The sequence below is a fragment of the Thiothrix unzii genome (assembly GCF_017901175.1).
GTDB classification, from domain to species: Bacteria; Pseudomonadota; Gammaproteobacteria; order Thiotrichales; family Thiotrichaceae; genus Thiothrix; species Thiothrix unzii.
The window spans coordinates 1,755,432-1,772,704 of sequence record NZ_CP072793.1; the positions used below are offsets into that span (position 1 = coordinate 1,755,432).

Below are 17,273 nucleotides of genomic sequence, written 5' to 3' on the forward strand. Positions count from 1 at the left end.
CCGTACTGATCGTTACCCGATTACCGCAATTACATAGGAAGGAGTTTCAACTACATGGCAACCCGCGAAGAACTCAGCGCACAAGCATCCGCCTGCAACGATGCAGAATCCTACGCCGCCCTTGCTAAGCAAGCAGCAGCCGCACCCGCCGATTTGGACTACGCCAAAGAACTGCTTGCAAAGGGCGAATCCAACTGCTCCTTCCCCGCGCATTATGTCGCTGTTGCGGAAGGCTATGTGGCGGCTGGTGATAACGACAAAGCCGCTGCCCTGTACGACGAAGCCGCCAATGCGTGCTTTGATGCCAAAGAAAAAGCTGAAACTGGCTACAGCATTGCCAAATTCCTCGGCGACCGCGACAAAGGCCGCGCCCTGTTGGAAGAAGCCATCAGCGAAACCACCAACACCACCGAGCTGCTGTCTTACGCCGGTTACGTGCAAGACGCGCTGCAAGACAACGCGCTGGCGAACAAACTGTTCAGCAAAGTCACTGCCAACTGCAAAAGCATTGCCGACTACCAGAAACTGGCGAGCGACATTAAAAACAGCGGCAACCCCACTACCGCGCTGATGGTCTTCAAAAAGGCCGCACCTTCCAGCAGCGAAACTGCCGATGTGGTGAGCTTCGCTAAGGGTTTGAAAGACCTGTTCAGCGATGATAAAGAAGTCGCAGCAACACTGGGCGATGCGGAAAGCAACTGCATGTTCCCCGCGCAATTCGTGGTGCTCGCAGGCGGTTTCATGAACCTGCTCGGCGACAAAGCCAAAGCCGAAGATTTGCTGGAACAAGGTAAAAACTTCGCCATGAGCGGTGAAGAAAACCTCGATCTGGCAACCGGTTACGCCAGCTTGCTGAACGATCAAGCCACCGCTAAAGATATGTACGGTGTTGCCCTGAACGAATTCAGCGGCAAAGAAGACCTGCTGAAACTCGCCAGTGCCGTTGCCGCCAACATGGATGACAAAACCATCGCAGGCAAAGCTTACGACAAACTCGCCAGCAAACTCAGCACCCCTACCGATTTGGCAATGTTGGCAAAAGCTGTCAACGACAACCTCGGTGATAAAGACCGCGTTGCCAGCATTTACGCCGCCGCCGAAAGCAAAGCCACTAACGCTGCCGCCTTGGTATCACTCGCAGGCGAAGTCAACGCCAACCTGCAAGACCCTGCTAAAACCAACGCGCTGTACGCCAAAGCGGTGGACGCTTGCAAAGTTTACACTGACGCAACCAGCATCCTCGAAGCACTGGCGAAAAATCCAGCCGATGCCGCACTCGCAGCCACTTCCCTGCAAAAAGCCTTGGAACTGACCGAAACCAACGCACAAGTGTTAGACGTAGCGCAACGCGCACAAAAACTGACACCGGGCGACAATACCGTGGTTATCCAGGCTCTCGACAAAGCCGAAGCTAACGTCAGTTCCCTCGATGAAATGCGCAAACTGGCCAATGCCTCCAAGCAATTGCTGGCGGATGATGCCGAGCGCAACGACCGTATTAGCGGGAAATTGGCAAAACGTGAAGCTAGCCAAGCGCGTTACACCGAATTCCAAAATCAGGAAAAAACCCTGACGCGCCCCAACCAGTTCATTGCACTGGCAAGCGCGGTGGTCGAAGAACTGGAAGACACCTCCTACGCCAGCCAATTGCTGACCACGGCGGAAGAAAAGATGCAGGATGCAGGTACATTCAGCTTTGCCGCTTACCAGCCACTGATCGTTTCCGTCGGCAACCTGGTCAAAGACAAAGCATGGTTAGCGCGTTTGCTCGACTTAGCCGCGAACAACAGCAATACCTTTGCCCAAGTGCGCAACCTCGGCGAAACCGTCAGCAAGCAACTCAGCGACACCGAGTTTGGTAAAACCTGGACGCAGCAATTCTACGCCGCACAACTGGAAAAACTGGATGCCAGCAACGCCAGTACTTTCGAGTACAACAAGCTTGCCAAAGCGGTGAAAGAGCATTTGGATGACGACGCGCAAGCACAAACCATTTTGGACAAAGGCGAAGCCAAAGCCGAAAACCATTTCCACTTTGCTTACATGGCAGAACTGGCGCAAAAATGGGGCAATAGCAGCAAAGCCGAAAGCCTGTATGCCAAAGCCACGGCTGCGTGTCAGGATGCCAGCCAGCAACGCGAATTGGCGGATTTGATGCGTAAAGCGGGTGTGGTTAGCACAGTGGCGCAAGCGGCAATGCAGAGCCAAGGTGGTAAGGGTACTTACTGGTAAACAACCGGCAAGCTCCAGTAGGGGCGTATCGCATACGCCCTCTTCAAAAAAAACCCCGCAATGCGGGGTTTTTTATTACGGTCACATAACCTTACGATTTTTTCGCAGCGTCGTCTGTTTTAGCTGCATCGCCTTTACCGAACGGATCAGGGCGTGGGGTATCGTTAGTAGACGGTGGCAAAATCGGCAACTTAATGTCAGGTTGCTTACCGGTCAGAGTTTTCAGGAATGACACGATGTCAGCCGTTTCAGCATCAGAGAATTTCTTACCCAACTGGATTTGGCCCATAATGGTGACAGCTTCTTCCAAGGTTTTCGCAGCACCATCGTGGAAGTACGGGTAAGTCATTTCTACGTTGCGCAGTGTAGGCACTTTGAACTTGAAGCGGTCAGCATCTTTGCCGGTAACGCCTACTAAACCTTCCGCTTTGCTGTCGGTTTTGTACGGTTCAACTGCACCCATTTTCTGGAAGCTAGAGCCGCCAACTGCCGGGCCATTGTGGCACGCTACGCAACCGCTATCCTTGAACAACTTGTAACCGTTGAGTTCTTTGTCATTCATCGCGGTGGCATCGCCTTTCAACCAACGGTCAAATTTAGAATCAGGCGTGACTAAGGTTTCTTCAAACGCAGCAATCGCGTCAGTCACCATGTCAATGTCGATTTTGTCTTTGCCGAAAGCCATTTTGAACTCGTCCTTATACGCTGGAATGGATTCCAGTACGTCGATAGCGAGTTCATGGGTGAACGCCATTTCGCCGGGGTTGGCAATCGGGCCGCCCGCTTGGGCTTTCAGGTCTTTCGCACGACCATCCCAGAATTGCGCAACGTTCATGCTGGAATTAAGGACGGTTGGGGAGTTGATCGGGCCTTGTTGCCAATGGTCGCCGATAGAGGTCGGCAGGTTATCCGTACCGCCCATGCTCAAGTTATGGCAAGAGTTGCAGGAAATGAAACCGGATTTGGAAAGGCGTGGGTCGAAATACAGCTTTTTGCCCAGTTCAACCATCGCTTCTTTAGGAACGTAAGATGGCAACGGTTTAATCGGTTCATCTTTAACCGTAGATGCGGCAGCAGCTTCGGCGGGCTTAGCTGGCTCTTCTTTCGAAGCCCAGACAGCGGTTGCGACACTGAGGGCTAATACGGAAACCGCGAGCATTTTGATCTTCATGACTATCTCCTGTTCTTATGAGTAAAGCGTGACAGGACTCATGGTAGACACTAGGAGAAACCCTTGCTTGACACACATCAAGAAATTTCCCCACAAATGATAGGTTTTTTAGCTCATATCAATCGGTTTTTTAGATAAACACTCAGTAGCAGGCATAAAAAAAGCGGACAACACCAGCGCGTTACCCGCTCTTCATTATCGTTTTTGACGATTAATTGGCTTTATTTTTGGACTCAGATTCCAACATTTGCACCAATTGATCAGCAGGGCGGAAGCCCGGAATCATCATGCCATCAACCGTTATTAACGCTGGCGTGCCGTTTACGCCCAGTTTTTGACCGAGTTCAAACTGGTCTTTCACTGGATTTGTGCATTCTTTAGCGGGCAATTCCTTACCTTCGTTTTTCACTTGGTTAAGTGCCGCAACCTTATCATCTGAACACCAAATGTTAACCATTTTCTTGTAAGCTGGTGAGCCTACGCCAGCACGCGGGTATGCCAAATAACGTACTGTTACGCCTTTTTCATTTAAGGCCGGAACTTCTTTGTGCAACTTCACGCAGAAAGGGCAATCAACGTCGGTGAACGCATAAACAATGTGTTTTTCATCGCCTTTCGCTTTGAATTCAATGGCGGATGCCGCGTCAATTTTCGCAACCACTTCTTTACGATCACCGGAGCGGGACAATTCTGTCAGGTTGCTTTTGCTTTGCGCATCAATGAGATCGCCTGCAAATACATAACGCGCGTCGCCACTGACGTAAATCACTTCGCCGCCGAATTTCGCTTCAAACACGCCCGCTACCGGGGTTGCTTTCAACGAGTCTGGTGCGCCACCAAACATCGGTTTCATTTTTTCGCCCAAATCTGCCGGAACAGCGGTTTCCGCAACTGCCCAACTGCTAGCCAATGCGATGCTAATAGCAGCACCCAAAATCAGTTTTTTATACATCGTTTCTCTAGTCCTGAATGAAATCAAATCGGTTTTTGTATTGTCAAGCCAATGGCTTGCAACCTTATCACGCTTGATAATCGCTGTATATCTTCACTGAAAAAGCGGGTAAAAGGTCGTTCCATGCGCCGCTATTAATCCTGTTTCACAAAAATCAGTTTGTCGGTGGCAAAACCCAAGCTTTTCGCTTTATTGACTAACCGCTGTTGTACTGCTGGATCCAATTTCGGGGTGCGTGACAGCAACCACAAGTACTCGCGGTCATTGCCTGCAATCAACACGTATTGGTAATTCGGGTCGAGTTCCACGATGTTGTAACCGCCGTAGAACGGGCCAAAGAACGACACTTTCAGTTGCCCGACATCTTTTGCACCGACGAATTTAGCGCGGCCTTCCGCCTCTTCCCATTGCTGCTTGGCGGTGTTGTAACCCCGATTCATGACGCGAATATCACCATCGTCACGCGGACTGTATTCCGCCGTCACCTGCTCCAAACCGCGCTCGAAGGAATGATCCAGCCGCGCTACTTCATACCATTTGCCCAGATAACGCTCAACTTGGAAACCTGTGACTGGTGTTATGCCGTCTGGAATCCCGACACAAGCGGATAACAACAGTGCCAAACCCAGCAACCCTACGTAAGATAATTTTTTGTACAATTTCATCACTAAACTCCTTGTAAACTGTAACCATAATAGCACTGAAGTTGTACATTATTGATAATCGGTAGTAATAATGCGGTTTTGTAACGGCCCAAGACAAAAGGTTAATCACCCCATGACAACCCCGAAAGTCACCTGTTTCCATGACGGCGAATGCCCCTTATGCAATCTTGAAATCAACGGCATGAAAAAACTCGACAAGGCGGGCAATATCCAGTGGGTCGACATCACCAAAGAACCTGAAGCATTAGCGGCGGCGGGCATTACCTACAAGCAGGCGATGGCTCGCATCCACGTTATCGACGCGGGGCAACAAATGCAAACTGGCGTGCGCGGTTTTATTGCGGTGTGGAAACAACTTCCCTACTACCACCTCATCGCCGGACTGCTTGAACGTTTGCCGTTTTTGATTGCAATAATGGACGCGGGGTATCGGGTGTTTGCGTATTACCGTTTGCCGTTGACTGGAAAAAAACGGGTGGAATAAGACTGCATCTGTTGGCGCATCAAACACCTCCGTTTCGTTCAAACCGTGTAGCGTGTGATTACCCCGTGAATGCTTCTTTGGAAGCCAGATACACTAATTCCTCCGCTGTACTTTCACGTTTTAGCACCACGTTACGGTGTGGAAAACGCCCAAAGCGGCGCACAATCTCGTGGTGATGCCGTGCAAACCGCGCATTCGCTTCCAAACCAGCGAGTTCAAACAAGCGCACGGACTCATCCTGATCTGCCAGATGTTCGCTATGCATTAACGGCATATAAAGAAAGCTGCGGCGTTCCTGCGGCAACAACGAGTCAAAGCCGCGAGCTACTGCGTATTTTGCGACCGCAACCGCTTGCTGTTCGGTAGCAAAACTACGGGCTTCCCCACGGAACATATTCAACGGGAACTGATCCAGCACGATACACAAAGCAAGACAACCTTCGGGTGTTGCTTGCCAAGCGTCCATTTCACCAGCCGCTGCTTTTTCCCACAACACGCTGAAACGCTCGCGGATGTCGGCATCAATGACCGGGGTGGAAGCAAACCAATACTGTGGCATGGGCGGGGTATACCAAAAATCGAGAATGTCAGTTGGGGTAAACGGCGGTATTGGGTTCATAGAGTTAGCCAGTCATATGTAGGGAGCAATGGGTCGGATACTAGACGCAACACAAGCGATGGGCAACATTCAAAATATGTACAAATACCGTAGTGCGATTCGGGCGCAAGCAGCAACGATCAGAACAGAGCACTGTCACACTCTTGTACAATTACCCGATACAAAGCATGATTAATTGCAAGTCTTGTCCAGAATTACGACACTCAAGCCACAATCATTAGGAGGAACTCGACCATGCGCATTTCGACCCTTGACCCGATTAGCCTAGAAGACGTAACCGACGTTGCAAACGCCCCCTTTATTATGGACGGCGACCTCAAAATCTATTTCCAGTCCGAAGCCAACAAAGCCGAATACCTCGACATCCCCATGCACACGGGTGAAAACAGCCCCGGTTTGAAAAAGATTTTCGACGACATTGCTGATTGCCCGATCACCGGCAGCATTAACTAGCGATGTACCTGTGCATTAATCCTGAACACCTCGAATTGATGAAACTGCCATGACCACTATCGACGAAAAACACAATGCCAGCGTCCCCGCCGGACGCTTTGCCCGCATGGCACGCCTCGGCTCACTCGCCACGGGTGTCGCAGGTGGCATGATCGCCGAAGGTGCACGGCAGCTTGCGCAAGGTAATCGTCCCAAAGTCAGCGATCTGCTGCTGACTCCCGCCAATGCCAAGCGCGTTGCCGACGAGTTGGCGCGTTTACGCGGGGCTGCGATGAAAGTTGGGCAACTGCTGTCGATGGACGCGGGTGATATGTTGCCCGCCGAACTCACCGAGATTCTTTCGCGACTGCGCTCCGCTGCCAAACCCATGCCCTTGAGCCAATTGGCAAAAGTGCTGGATGACAACTGGGGCAAAGGCTGGAACACACGTTTTCAACAATTTTCGTTCCAACCCTTAGCGGCAGCTTCGATTGGGCAAGTGCATTCGGCGCACACTAAAGACGGGCGGCATCTCGCGCTGAAAATACAGTACCCCGGCGTGCGCGAAAGCATCAGCAGTGATGTGGATAATGTCGCGGCATTACTGCGGATTTCGGGGCTAATTCCCAAAGGCATCGACTACCAACCGCTGCTCGAAGAAGCCAAACAGCAATTGCACCAAGAAGCCGATTACTTGCAGGAAGCGGCATATATCCGCCGTTACCAAGAGCTATTGGCGGATAGCCCCGAATTTGCGTTGACCGCTGTGCATGATGATTTCACCACGGTGAACATTCTGGCAATGACGCACATTGGCGGCGTGCCGATTGAATCGCTGGCACACGCGCCGCAGGAAGAACGTGATCGCGTAATGCACTTACTGCTGGGTTTATTATTCCGCGAAATTTTCAGCTTCCGGTTGGTGCAGACCGACCCGAATTTCGCCAATTACCGCTATGATCGTGAAGCGCAGCAACTGATTTTGCTGGACTTTGGCGCAACACGGGAATACCCCGAATCCATTGCGGAAGGCTATCGGCAAGTGATGCAAGGCGCAGTGCAACGGGATCGTACCATGATGGATGCGGGTGCTGCGCAAATTGGTTTCTTTCAAGCCTTCATCAAGCCGGAACAGCGGGCAGCAGTGCTGGATTTGTTTGAGCAGGCGTGCGAGCCGTTGCGTTGGAAAGGCGTGTATGACTTTGGCACATCGAGTTTGGCAAGCCGGATTCGTGACGCGGGCATGGCGTTGAGCATGGAGCAGGATTATTGGCATACACCGCCTGCGGATGCGTTGTTTTTACATCGCAAGCTAGGCGGGTTGTATTTGCTGTCGGCGAAACTGCGGGCGCGGGTGGATGTCGGCGGGTTGTTTGCGCAATACGCGCTATAGCGGCGCGTACAAGCGTTGCTGAAATTCGACAAACAGCTTCTTCACATCAGCGGCTTTGCCCAATTCTTCGGGCATATCGCGGATGCCTTGGTATTTCAAGTCGATGAAGGTTTTCAATTTGGTCGGGGCTAATTCGGTAATGCCATCATCCACGTAATGCCCCAATACAAACTCGATAAATTCACGTTGTTTATAGTTGTAGCCTTGGTAAATCCGCGTCTTGTGCGTAGCAACACGCTCTTCACGGGTTTTAGCAGGTAATGAAAACGCGATATGCGCCAACACATCAAACAAATCACTGCGTTCGGCATTCACCGCACGGCTGATCACTTGTAATTGTGCTGCTGCGTAACCTTTTGTCTGCAAGCCATCCAGCAAGCCTTGGCGGGTTTCGGGCTGACTCCACAAGGCACGTAATTCTTCCTCGTCCTTAAAAAATTCCGGCAGGGCAGTGTAAAACTGTTGCAGGTAATCTTGCACGCTCATCGGTTTGCCATCGTCGCCCAAGAATTCGGTGGAAATCAGGTTTTGAATCTGGTCGGCTTTGCCTGCTGCCAATTTTACTTTGGCGCGTTTGGGTGGTTGTAGGCAGTTGCAGGGCGTTGCGCCGCACACTTCACATTGCTCCGGTTCGCACACACATGGCGATTGTTCGCACTTTTTGCACGGCTTCGGTGGGCAAACACACGGGCGTTGTTGGCACTTGGAGCAAGGTTCTGCTTCGCAGATACACACCCGTTCATTACAGACTTTGCACACTTCCGGCTCGCCATCCCACTCTGGGTCTTTGAAATGTTCGTAGGCTTTCACAAAGTCATACAGGGTGAAGTAGTCTTTGAAATCGAATAGGCGCGTACCACGCCCGACGATTTGCTTGAATTCGATCATACTTGTGACGGGGCGCATCAGGATGATATTGCGCACATTCCGCGCATCCACGCCGGTAGAAAGTTTGCGGGAAGTGGTCAAAATCGTCGGGATGTTTTTTTCGTTATCCTGAAACGCACTCAGCAGGCGTTCGCCTTCTTTGCCATCATCCGCCGCGACGCGCACGCAGTAATTCGGTTGGGTGCTGCGTTTCATCTGGTTGATGAGGTTGCGCACCGCTAAAGCGTGTTGTTGGGTGGCGCAGAACACCAAGGTTTTTTCGCTTTGGTCGATCAGGTTCATGAAAGTTTTCACCCGATGGCGTTCGCGGTCTTCGATTTCCAGCACTCGATTCATTTCGGCTTCGGTGTAAGTTCTGCCCTCTTCAACTTCACCTTCCAGCACTTCGTCGTCGGCGACATGGGTGTATTCGTCGAGGGTGCTGACAATGCGCTTGATCCTGAACGGGGTCAGGAAGCCGTCATTAATGCCTTCTTTGAGCGAGTAGGTATAGACCGCTTCGCCAAAATATTTGTAGGTGTCGACATTGCCATCGCGCTTGGGCGTGGCGGTCAGACCGATTTGTACCGCTGTGCGGAAATACTCCATGATGCCACGCCAACTGCCTTCGTCGTTCGCGCCGCCACGGTGGCATTCGTCAATAATGATCAGGTCGAAAAAGTCGGGCGGGTAATCACCAAAGCTGGGAGCCGGGTTGCCCGCCGCGTCCTTGGTGTCAGTCATGAAGGTTTGGAAAATGGTGAAAAACAGGTTGCCGTTCTTGGGCACGGCTTTTTTCTTGCGGATCGCGTTGGGCGAAATTCGCACCATTGCATCTTCGGGGAAGACGGAAAAGGCGTTGTAGGCTTGATTGGCGAGGATATTGCGATCCGCCAGAAACAGGATGCGCGGCTGGCGGTCAACGCTGGTATCGCCGCGCCATGCTTTGACGTTCCAGCGGCTGTGGAACAATTTCCACGCAATTTGGAACGCTATTGCGGTTTTGCCTGTGCCGGTTGCCAGTGTCAGCAGGATGCGGTCTTTGCCGTTGATGAGGGCTTCGAGGGCTGCTTCAATGGCGTTGTGTTGGTAGTAGCGCGGTTGCCATGAGCCGCTTTTGTCTTCAAACGGGATGGTGCTGAAACGGTCGCGCCAGTCGTTCGGCTGGGCAAAAGTGGCGTGCCATAGCTCTTCTGGGGTTGGGTAGCGGTCGACGTAGGTTTCTTGCGCGGTGAGCATGTCGATGCGGTAAATCTGCTTACCGTTGGTGGCATAGGCAAAACGAATTTTCAACAGTGCGGCGTAATCTTTGGCTTGTTGCACACCTTCGGTGGGGTGAAGACGTACTCGTTTGGCTTCGATGACGGCGAGTTTGTGAGTTTTGTACATCAGTACGAAATCGGCAGGGCGGGTGCTGGCGCGTTGTCCGCCACCAAGCAATTTACCGATGGAAATGACGTGTTCGCGGTCAATGCGTGAATGGCGTGTGTGGCGTTCGCCCCATTGCGCTTCCCGCAAGTGTTCCTCGATGAATTCGGCGCGGGTATTGGCTTCGTTGAGGTCGAGTTCTGGAGTCATGGATTAGCCTTGTTTTTGCGCCAATATCGCGCAAGATGGCTTGAATAGTAGCATTATCAGCCTTTCTTATCATGGTTTTGTGTCAGTTCGGTGGTTGAATTGACTACTTCACTCCGAACATTCCCCCCATCCCCAGCCCTTCCCCCGCAAGGGGTGAAGGGTGCAAGAAGGCAGTAGATTGCGTTTATTGTGGATGCGGATGGTTAGCTGTCAAAACCAATAAGGCTGCGCCACTGCTTCCCAGTCCAACCCTTGCAGGTGCTTAATAATGTCGGCATCAATCGGCATGGCGAACTGATCCTGAAACCACACAACTGATAACTGCGATATATCCATTTCCCGCTCATCGACCACTGGGGCGGATAAAAACGTTGCGCAGCAGGTAATCAACGGCAAGCGTTCTAGCGTGCTGTTACGCCATTTCAGCGGCTTATCAGAGCGGCACTCCATTGCACGTTGATAAGGGTCTTCCACTAAAGCGATATTTCCGAAAAACTCGCGTGTCGTCCACGTTCTGACAGGCTCAATCAGATACACGGATTCGGTGTTTAATTTTTTCTTGGCGTATTCGCAGCTTTGCTCAATTTGCTCATTGTTATCTTTTTCGGTCGCGCTCCCCAAGAGCAAACCACCGTAGGTGTAGTATTGAATCAAATCACTGAGGCGGATGGTGTATTTTTCGTTAAGTTGGATTTGCATAAACGCTCCTGTGCTGCTCAAAAATTCAAGGTTAAGTGGGTTGGTCTGCGGCGGTTAACTCGCCCGTAAACGCCTTCTGCAATAACGCCTGCTTCAACTCTGCCAACGCAGCCAACTTCCGCCGATAAATATCCTCAAGCTCTTCACATTCGCAAGAGAGCTTCTTGATTTTATTAGAAATAAACTTCTGTTTTTCTATGCTGGGATGTACGGGTATTTTAAAATTATTTATAGTCTTAATAGGCAATTGAGGTTGCGCAGCACCAGAAACTGAAGCATTTATTTGTTTTTTTATAAAATTTGAACGTAGAACCTCAAATAAATACTCTGACAAAATTAATGATTGATTTGGACGAAATATTAGCATACCTGAATTAATGCGGATATTTTCAAAATCAACTTTTTCATCATAAATTGCAACGTTTCCGATAGTGCCTCTTGTTGTTAAAACAACATCAAGTCGTTGCAACTTCCCCTTTCTCAAGGCTTGATCCTTTTCTTTTGTTATAAACATTGTCTCATTAAATTTAAATCCATCTGGTCTGACATTTTTAGTGCTCAAAAACAAGCAGTATTCTTCAGGAAAAAATTCAGATGCTGTAGGATAATTACTCCCTCTATCTCCATCAATGATTTTAAGCAGCTCTCCATCACTTAAATATTTCTCTTCCCATCCCTCGCCCTTGTGCGTAAATACTTCATTCAAATAGCTGTCGAACAACTCGCGGGCGTTCGCAAGGTTCTTTTCAGCGTTGGCAACCGTTTGGCTGATGTTGGCAAAGGCTTCATCGAGAATGGCGACAATGCGTTTTTGTTCGGGGAGTGGCGGAAGTAATATTTCTACCTCTCCTAAATTTTTTCTACTAATTCGTTTTCTTGTAGCACCTGAACATTTGCTTTCCACTTCCTCTAAATATTTAGCTGACTGAGTATAGTAGTTAAAAAAGTCAGCGATAATAAAAGACCTGTTCAACCTGATAATTGAGCAGTCAACGGACGTAATCATCTTATCTCCCGTCTCAGGAATAAGACATGAACGCCCTACTGGATCAGGCAAACGTGAAATCAAGCAATCGTCAGGAAAAACCTCTTCACATTTCAACTTTTCAAAAGTTTCTTGAGAAATCCATCTGGCTTTATCTCTTCTGTCTTTGAATTCGCCACACCCAACATTGCCAGTTTGTATTAAACGTATGCCATCTAAAGATTGATCTTTGCTTTCTATCCAATCTCCATCAGTAAATAGCGTACAAAGTTGTACAAGAGGCTTTGCCTGCCACCCTTTAGGCAGTTGATGATTCACCATACGTTCTTTAAGCATCGTCGTTGCTCCCGTTTAGCATCATCCGTTGGCGGGCGCGGGCGGAAGAAACGTATCGACATAAGTTTGAGGGAGTATTCACCACCTCACTCCGAACGCTCCCCCATCCCCAGCCCTTCCCCCGCAAGGGGTGAAGGGGGCAAGAGGTGCTGTCTATCGGTGAATGTTGCGTAACAAGGCGAGGTTGCTGACACTGGCAGAATGGAAAGACAAAACAACAAAATTCATCGTGATCTTGCCCGGAATTTGCGCAGGAATATGACTGTGCCAGAACAGCAGTTATGGAATGCCTTGAGAAAACGCCAGCTCGACGGCTACCGCTTTCGCCGCCAAACCCCTGTAGGGCGTTACATTGCTGATTTTGTTTGCTTGGAAGCACGTTTAGTGATTGAACTGGATGGCAACCATCACCACGAACAAAAAGGCTACGACCGCGAACGCGACCATTGGATGCAACAACAACATTTTCAGGTGTTACGTTTTTGGAATCACGAAATTCTGAATCATCAGGAAACCGTTTTACAACAAATCCGCCACGTTTTACACCAACAACCGCAGCACCTCTTGCCCCCTTCACCCCTTGCGGGGGAAGGGCTGGGGATGGGGGAGCGTTCGGAGTGAGGCAGCGAATATAGCCATCAAACTCATGAATATTCCTCATCACAACAACCCCCGAATCACATCCAAAATCTCCTTACTCTCCGCATCCAACCCCGCAATCTCGTCAAGAATAGCCTGCGGATCGCGCAACGCCGCCGCTTCCTGCTTATTGGGATTCTTCACGGAAAGGTCGAAGTTGTCTTTGTCGACATCGGCAATCTTCACCGACCACGATTTTTCCGAGTCGGCAAACGTGCGTTGCAGCGCGATAAATTCTTTCAGGTCGTTGTCGTTGAGCGGGTTGGTTTTGCCCATATTACGACCGGGATCAAGTTGGTAATACCAAACCTGTTGCGTTGGCTCGCCCTTGTCAAAAAACAGCACCACCGTTTTGACACCCGCACCAATGAACGTCCCGCTAGGGCAATCCAGCACGGTATGCAGATTGCAATTTTCCAGCAATTCCTGCCGCAAGGCTTTGGAGGCATTATCCGAATTCGACAGGAAGGTGTTCTTAATCACCACCGCCGCCCGCCCCTTCGCCTTGAGGTATTTGATGAAATGTTGCAGGAACAAAAACGCGGTTTCACCTGTTTTGATCGGGAAATTCTGCTGGATTTCCGGGCGTTCCTTACCCCCAAACGGCGGATTGGCAAGGATGACGTTATAGCGGTCTTTTTCCTGCACATCCGCCAGATTTTCTGCCAGCGTATTGGTGTGGATAATGTTCGGCGCATCCACCCCGTGCAAAATCAGGTTCATAATTGCAATCACATACGCGAGGCTCTTTTTTTCCTTGCCGTACAGCGTGCGCGTTTCCAACGCATCGAGTTCATCGGTTTTGAGCGGGCGGCTAGAACCATCCGGCGCGTAACGCAAATAGTTGAACGCCTCGCACAAAAACCCCGCCGAACCACACGCCCCGTCATACACACGCTCACCAATGCGCGGCTGCACCACCTGAATCATCGCCCGAATCAGCGGACGCGGCGTGTAATATTCGCCACCATTGCGCCCCGCATTCCCCATGTTCTTGATCTTGGATTCATACAACGCCGAAAGCTCGTGCTTTTCAGCCTGCGACCCAAACGTGAGTTGATCCACCAACTCCAGCGCATCACGCAAAGAATAGCCGCTGGCAAACTTGTTCTTGATCTCGCTGAAAATCTCGCCGATTTTGTACTCAATCGTCTCTGGTGACGACGCGGATTCCTTGAAGCTCTGCAAATACGGAAACAGCTTGTTATCCACGAAGCGGATCAAATCAGTGCCCGTTTTGGCATTATCGCGGTCAGGCTTGCCGTCTTTTTTGGGTGCTGCCCAGGTTGACCAACGATATTCCGCATCAATAATGTATTCGTAAGGAATGTCGCCGAGTTCAGCTTCCTGCTCGTATTCCTGTTCCAAATCATCAAGGTATTTTAAAAACAGAATCCACGACGATTGTTCGGTGTAATCGAGTTCCGAGGAGCAACCCGCCTCTTTCCACAATACGTCATCGAGATTTTTAAAAGTTTGTTCAAACATGCGTGGAGCTTTGTCAGCAATAGGGGCGGCTATGATAACCCAAAAAACTCCCTGATACCCGCGCCGCTTGATTATGGCATGATGCGCTGGTGCTAACTATCCACGCATTATCAACCAAGGAGTCTCACGAATGCCCGAACCCCAACCATTGCTATTAAGTATCGTCGAAATCGGCGGCTACCCGGACTTTAGCGCGTTATATCAGCAACTCGGCTTTCAGGTCGAAAAGCACACCAGTATGCGCAAAGTGCTGCAATTTCTGAAGAAAAATACCCCGCAAGTGATTGTCGCGGAGTTCAATTTCCAATCCGATTTTCGGGATCGCACCAGTAGTTTAGAGTCGATGATGGCAGTGGTGCAGCGGATGCCCAATACGCGGGTCGTGGTATTTTATGACAAGGAACAAGCACACCAATTAGCGCGGCTGACAGAGCGGTTTCCATTGGTGACGCTGGCGTTTCCGATTACCGCAACCGCGCTCGAAAACGCCTTACGCAGCCTTTAACGCTTCCAAAAATCGGTGTACGACATGAACGTATCGGTGCTGCACCCCGCCCACCAGCACGGATTGGTGCGCATAAACGCGAGGATCGCCTGATATTTCGGCGCGTCTTCGGTGGCTTGGGTAATGTATTCTTTGGTTCCCCACGTACCGTATTTTTGATAAGTGCGCGGCGAAGAATAGTGCATAAACAATTGCCCGCCCGCTGTTTTCCAACCCGTTAAAAACTCGCCGTATAAATCCGCCATGCGTGAATCACGATTCGCCGCGTATAATAAAGGATTCGGGTGTGCGTTATTATCGCTGGTTTTAAAATCTACTAAACCTTGCCCGCCCTCGTAAGCGATTAATGCAACTTTGTATTTATCCGTCAAGGCTTTTTGCTCACTGATATAATCTAACACTTTACGCAAAGAATAGCGGTATTGCGGGTCGGTAAGTAATTGAAATATGTCATCCACCGTTTTAACCCGGCGAATTTCTTCATGCCCACCGAAAAAATACGGGCCAATGGCAAATGCATCCGCGTGCCGGTAAGCATCGCGATGCGTCAAAATCAATTGGGTCAACTCCGGGTTAATCGTCCAGCCAGAAAGAATTCGCACCAACCGCTGTTTACCCCCGAACACATTCTCCCACAACTTGAAGATTTCCACCGAACGTTCTGAATAATAACGATAACCGGCGCGGCCAGCATTGCTATCTAAACCGCGTTGCACCCCTTGTTCACGCACGTAATTGCCTTGCAAAAACAAAGTATTCCAAGTTTCATTGCTGTATTCGAGATGCGGTTTCAAATCAGGGTTTAAATGCTGGCGCACATAACGCGCATATTGCGTAACAAAATCATCATCGGCGGCGTGCGGAATCACTAACCACGGGTGCGCATTTAAACGATTCGCCAGTTCCACCATGATTTCTAACGGTGCGCCACGCTGCCCTTCTTTACCACCCCAAGTCGCTTGCGTTAAATGCGGACGCTGTTCCCAAGCTTGCAACGGATTTTGAGTGATACCGCCCATATTCATAAAGCGGATTACTTTAAAATCCTTCATAAAATGCAAATAATCGGGGTTAAATAAGATTTTCGCATAATGCTCACTAAACGCACGGTAACTCCCGGTGGCGCAATCACCCTCCCCCGTCACCCGCTTAAACGGATCATCTTCACAAATACCACCGGGCGGTAAAATGCGGATATTGCGTAACGGATTTTGCGGATTGGTGCGCGTAATCAACAACGTCGCATTCAACATGGCATCCGCACCCGCGCTGATTTGAATCGTATCCTTACCCTGCGCGTGGGTGATTAACTTCGCGTCGTTGGCGTAGGTCATGTCACCATCGCCCTCAAACAACACCGTGTACGCCCCGTCCGGCACGGTATTCGCAGGCAAATTCGCCAAAAACCGCGTTCCCGCCTGCCCACCCCGCAAATCCACCGGCCAGCCATCCGCATCGTATTGCACCTCCCCCTTTGTCAACCAAGGGCGTGCATCCTCAAACGGCAACGCAGCACGGAACAAATCCACAAACGGCACACTGCTATCGGTTTCGCTGACCTCATTGGTGTTGGTTCCCAATGCCGCATCCAGATTGTAATACGCCCACCCCGACGAAAAACCGCCCAGCAGTAGGACACATACCACACCGGCACGTACAAAAAGCTCTCGCATCACCCTCGCCCCCGTTTATTATCGTGATTTTACGCTGGAATAAGAGTGTAAAACGGCATTCCATGCTGTTGGATTAATATGCATCGCTAGTTAGCAGGTATTCATAATTAACGCTTGCCCAGATATAACGGGGCTTTTAGACTACAAAGCATCAATCAAACAATGACAAATGGATAGAAAATAACATCCCGACCAAAGATATTGAGCGGCGTTTTGCCCGCAGTTTGCGCAACTTGCTGAATGATTTCAGCTATCGCGTAGAGCGTACCCGTTGCTTTATGAACAGTGACATTGCCGAACCTATTTTTGAACAGCAAGGCAGCCAACGTATCATATTGAACGAGGTTTACTATCAACAGATTCTGAAGGAAGCCGACTCGTGAACACACCATCCCAAGACACCCAAAAAATGCTAAATGTCATGCGCAAAGCCGTTGAAAAAGCACTGGAGCGTAAAAAACGCCTCGGTCAATACGCAGTTGTCTGGCAAAACGGCAAACCCGTACTAATTGGCAAAGAAACCGAAAACTCAGCCAACAAGTAGGGTGAGAATAC

At 50.1% G+C, this 17,273-nt stretch carries 16 protein-coding genes; 7 read left to right on the plus strand and 9 right to left on the minus strand.

Features of this window, described 5'->3' with window-relative positions; translation table 11 throughout:
* Positions 1 to 54 precede the first annotated feature (54 nt).
* Positions 55 to 2,232, plus strand: a complete 2,178-nt coding sequence (locus J9260_RS08875) for a hypothetical protein (RefSeq protein ID WP_210220637.1) — start codon at positions 55 to 57, stop codon at positions 2,230 to 2,232.
* A gap of 91 nt (positions 2,233 to 2,323) precedes the next feature.
* On the opposite strand, the gene J9260_RS08880 is transcribed toward J9260_RS08875, so the two are convergent.
* The 3 genes from J9260_RS08880 to J9260_RS08890 form a co-directional block, all read right to left on the minus strand.
* Positions 2,324 to 3,403: a cytochrome-c peroxidase gene (locus J9260_RS08880; RefSeq protein ID WP_210220638.1), complete on the minus strand. Its 1,080-nt coding sequence runs from the start codon at positions 3,401 to 3,403 to the stop codon at positions 2,324 to 2,326.
* Positions 3,404 to 3,614: 211 nt separating this feature from the next.
* Positions 3,615 to 4,355, minus strand: coding sequence for a DsbC family protein (locus J9260_RS08885; protein ID WP_210220639.1), 741 nt, complete (start codon positions 4,353 to 4,355; stop codon positions 3,615 to 3,617).
* Between the two features lie 134 nt (positions 4,356 to 4,489).
* On the minus strand, positions 4,490 to 5,020 hold the full coding sequence (locus J9260_RS08890; protein WP_210220640.1) for a lipocalin family protein: 531 nt from the start codon (positions 5,018 to 5,020) through the stop codon (positions 4,490 to 4,492).
* A gap of 112 nt (positions 5,021 to 5,132) precedes the next feature.
* Here J9260_RS08890 and J9260_RS08895 point away from each other — a divergent pair, with 112 nt between their 5' ends.
* On the plus strand, positions 5,133 to 5,504 hold the full coding sequence (locus tag J9260_RS08895; protein WP_210220641.1) for a thiol-disulfide oxidoreductase DCC family protein: 372 nt from the start codon (positions 5,133 to 5,135) through the stop codon (positions 5,502 to 5,504).
* Positions 5,505 to 5,562: 58 nt separating this feature from the next.
* Here J9260_RS08895 and J9260_RS08900 read toward each other — a convergent pair whose 3' ends face one another.
* Positions 5,563 to 6,123 (minus strand): DUF924 family protein, encoded by a 561-nt coding sequence (locus J9260_RS08900; protein WP_210220642.1) that lies wholly within the window; start codon positions 6,121 to 6,123, stop codon positions 5,563 to 5,565.
* Positions 6,124 to 6,357: 234 nt separating this feature from the next.
* Here J9260_RS08900 and J9260_RS08905 point away from each other — a divergent pair, with 234 nt between their 5' ends.
* Positions 6,358 to 6,576 carry a hypothetical protein gene (locus J9260_RS08905; RefSeq protein ID WP_210220643.1) on the plus strand — a complete coding sequence of 73 codons (219 nt, stop codon included), beginning with the start codon at positions 6,358 to 6,360 and terminating at the stop codon, positions 6,574 to 6,576.
* A 49-nt stretch (positions 6,577 to 6,625) separates the two neighbouring features.
* The gene (locus J9260_RS08910; RefSeq protein WP_210220644.1) at positions 6,626 to 7,948 is read left to right on the plus strand and encodes an ABC1 kinase family protein; all 1,323 of its coding nucleotides are present in this window, start codon (positions 6,626 to 6,628) and stop codon (positions 7,946 to 7,948) included.
* Here J9260_RS08910 and hsdR read toward each other — a convergent pair.
* The 3 genes from hsdR to J9260_RS08925 form a co-directional block, all read right to left on the minus strand.
* Complete coding sequence (gene hsdR / locus J9260_RS08915) at positions 7,943 to 10,393, minus strand: EcoAI/FtnUII family type I restriction enzme subunit R (protein WP_210220645.1); 2,451 nt, start codon at positions 10,391 to 10,393, stop codon at positions 7,943 to 7,945. The two genes, J9260_RS08910 and hsdR, sit on opposite strands and share 6 nt — an antisense overlap.
* A gap of 210 nt (positions 10,394 to 10,603) precedes the next feature.
* Positions 10,604 to 11,092 carry a hypothetical protein gene (locus tag J9260_RS08920; RefSeq protein ID WP_210220646.1) on the minus strand — a complete coding sequence of 163 codons (489 nt, stop codon included), beginning with the start codon at positions 11,090 to 11,092 and terminating at the stop codon, positions 10,604 to 10,606.
* A gap of 31 nt (positions 11,093 to 11,123) precedes the next feature.
* Positions 11,124 to 12,413, minus strand: a complete 1,290-nt coding sequence (locus J9260_RS08925) for a restriction endonuclease subunit S (protein WP_210220647.1) — start codon at positions 12,411 to 12,413, stop codon at positions 11,124 to 11,126.
* A gap of 201 nt (positions 12,414 to 12,614) precedes the next feature.
* On the opposite strand from J9260_RS08925, the gene J9260_RS08930 reads away from it, so the two are divergent.
* A complete protein-coding gene (locus J9260_RS08930; RefSeq protein ID WP_210220648.1) occupies positions 12,615 to 13,034 on the plus strand; it encodes an endonuclease domain-containing protein in 420 nt (139 codons plus the stop codon).
* Positions 13,035 to 13,073: 39 nt separating this feature from the next.
* Here the strand turns inward: J9260_RS08930 and J9260_RS08935 are convergent, their stop codons facing one another.
* Positions 13,074 to 14,540, minus strand: a complete 1,467-nt coding sequence (locus J9260_RS08935; protein WP_210220649.1) for a class I SAM-dependent DNA methyltransferase — start codon at positions 14,538 to 14,540, stop codon at positions 13,074 to 13,076.
* Positions 14,541 to 14,670: 130 nt separating this feature from the next.
* Between J9260_RS08935 and J9260_RS08940 the strand changes: the two genes are divergently transcribed.
* Positions 14,671 to 15,045, plus strand: coding sequence for a hypothetical protein (locus tag J9260_RS08940; protein WP_210220650.1), 375 nt, complete (start codon positions 14,671 to 14,673; stop codon positions 15,043 to 15,045).
* On the opposite strand, the gene J9260_RS08945 is transcribed toward J9260_RS08940, so the two are convergent.
* Positions 15,042 to 16,718, minus strand: coding sequence for a hypothetical protein (locus J9260_RS08945; protein WP_210220651.1), 1,677 nt, complete (start codon positions 16,716 to 16,718; stop codon positions 15,042 to 15,044). The two genes, J9260_RS08940 and J9260_RS08945, sit on opposite strands and share 4 nt — an antisense overlap.
* 379 nt (positions 16,719 to 17,097) lie before the next feature.
* On the opposite strand from J9260_RS08945, the gene J9260_RS08950 reads away from it, so the two are divergent.
* Positions 17,098 to 17,262, plus strand: a complete 165-nt coding sequence (locus tag J9260_RS08950; protein WP_210220652.1) for a hypothetical protein — start codon at positions 17,098 to 17,100, stop codon at positions 17,260 to 17,262.
* Positions 17,263 to 17,273 lie beyond the last annotated feature (11 nt).

Coding starts and splice junctions, on each gene's coding strand:
- J9260_RS08875 (WP_210220637.1), top strand. CDS start 55: ATGGCAACCCGCGAAGAACTCAGCGCACAAGCATCCGCCTGCAACGAT.
- J9260_RS08880 (WP_210220638.1), bottom strand. CDS start 3,403: ATGAAGATCAAAATGCTCGCGGTTTCCGTATTAGCCCTCAGTGTCGCA.
- J9260_RS08885 (WP_210220639.1), bottom strand. CDS start 4,355: ATGTATAAAAAACTGATTTTGGGTGCTGCTATTAGCATCGCATTGGCT.
- J9260_RS08890 (WP_210220640.1), bottom strand. CDS start 5,020: ATGAAATTGTACAAAAAATTATCTTACGTAGGGTTGCTGGGTTTGGCA.
- J9260_RS08895 (WP_210220641.1), top strand. CDS start 5,133: ATGACAACCCCGAAAGTCACCTGTTTCCATGACGGCGAATGCCCCTTA.
- J9260_RS08900 (WP_210220642.1), bottom strand. CDS start 6,123: ATGAACCCAATACCGCCGTTTACCCCAACTGACATTCTCGATTTTTGG.
- J9260_RS08905 (WP_210220643.1), top strand. CDS start 6,358: ATGCGCATTTCGACCCTTGACCCGATTAGCCTAGAAGACGTAACCGAC.
- J9260_RS08910 (WP_210220644.1), top strand. CDS start 6,626: ATGACCACTATCGACGAAAAACACAATGCCAGCGTCCCCGCCGGACGC.
- hsdR (WP_210220645.1), bottom strand. CDS start 10,393: ATGACTCCAGAACTCGACCTCAACGAAGCCAATACCCGCGCCGAATTC.
- J9260_RS08920 (WP_210220646.1), bottom strand. CDS start 11,092: ATGCAAATCCAACTTAACGAAAAATACACCATCCGCCTCAGTGATTTG.
- J9260_RS08925 (WP_210220647.1), bottom strand. CDS start 12,413: ATGCTTAAAGAACGTATGGTGAATCATCAACTGCCTAAAGGGTGGCAG.
- J9260_RS08930 (WP_210220648.1), top strand. CDS start 12,615: ATGGAAAGACAAAACAACAAAATTCATCGTGATCTTGCCCGGAATTTG.
- J9260_RS08935 (WP_210220649.1), bottom strand. CDS start 14,540: ATGTTTGAACAAACTTTTAAAAATCTCGATGACGTATTGTGGAAAGAG.
- J9260_RS08940 (WP_210220650.1), top strand. CDS start 14,671: ATGCCCGAACCCCAACCATTGCTATTAAGTATCGTCGAAATCGGCGGC.
- J9260_RS08945 (WP_210220651.1), bottom strand. CDS start 16,718: ATGCGAGAGCTTTTTGTACGTGCCGGTGTGGTATGTGTCCTACTGCTG.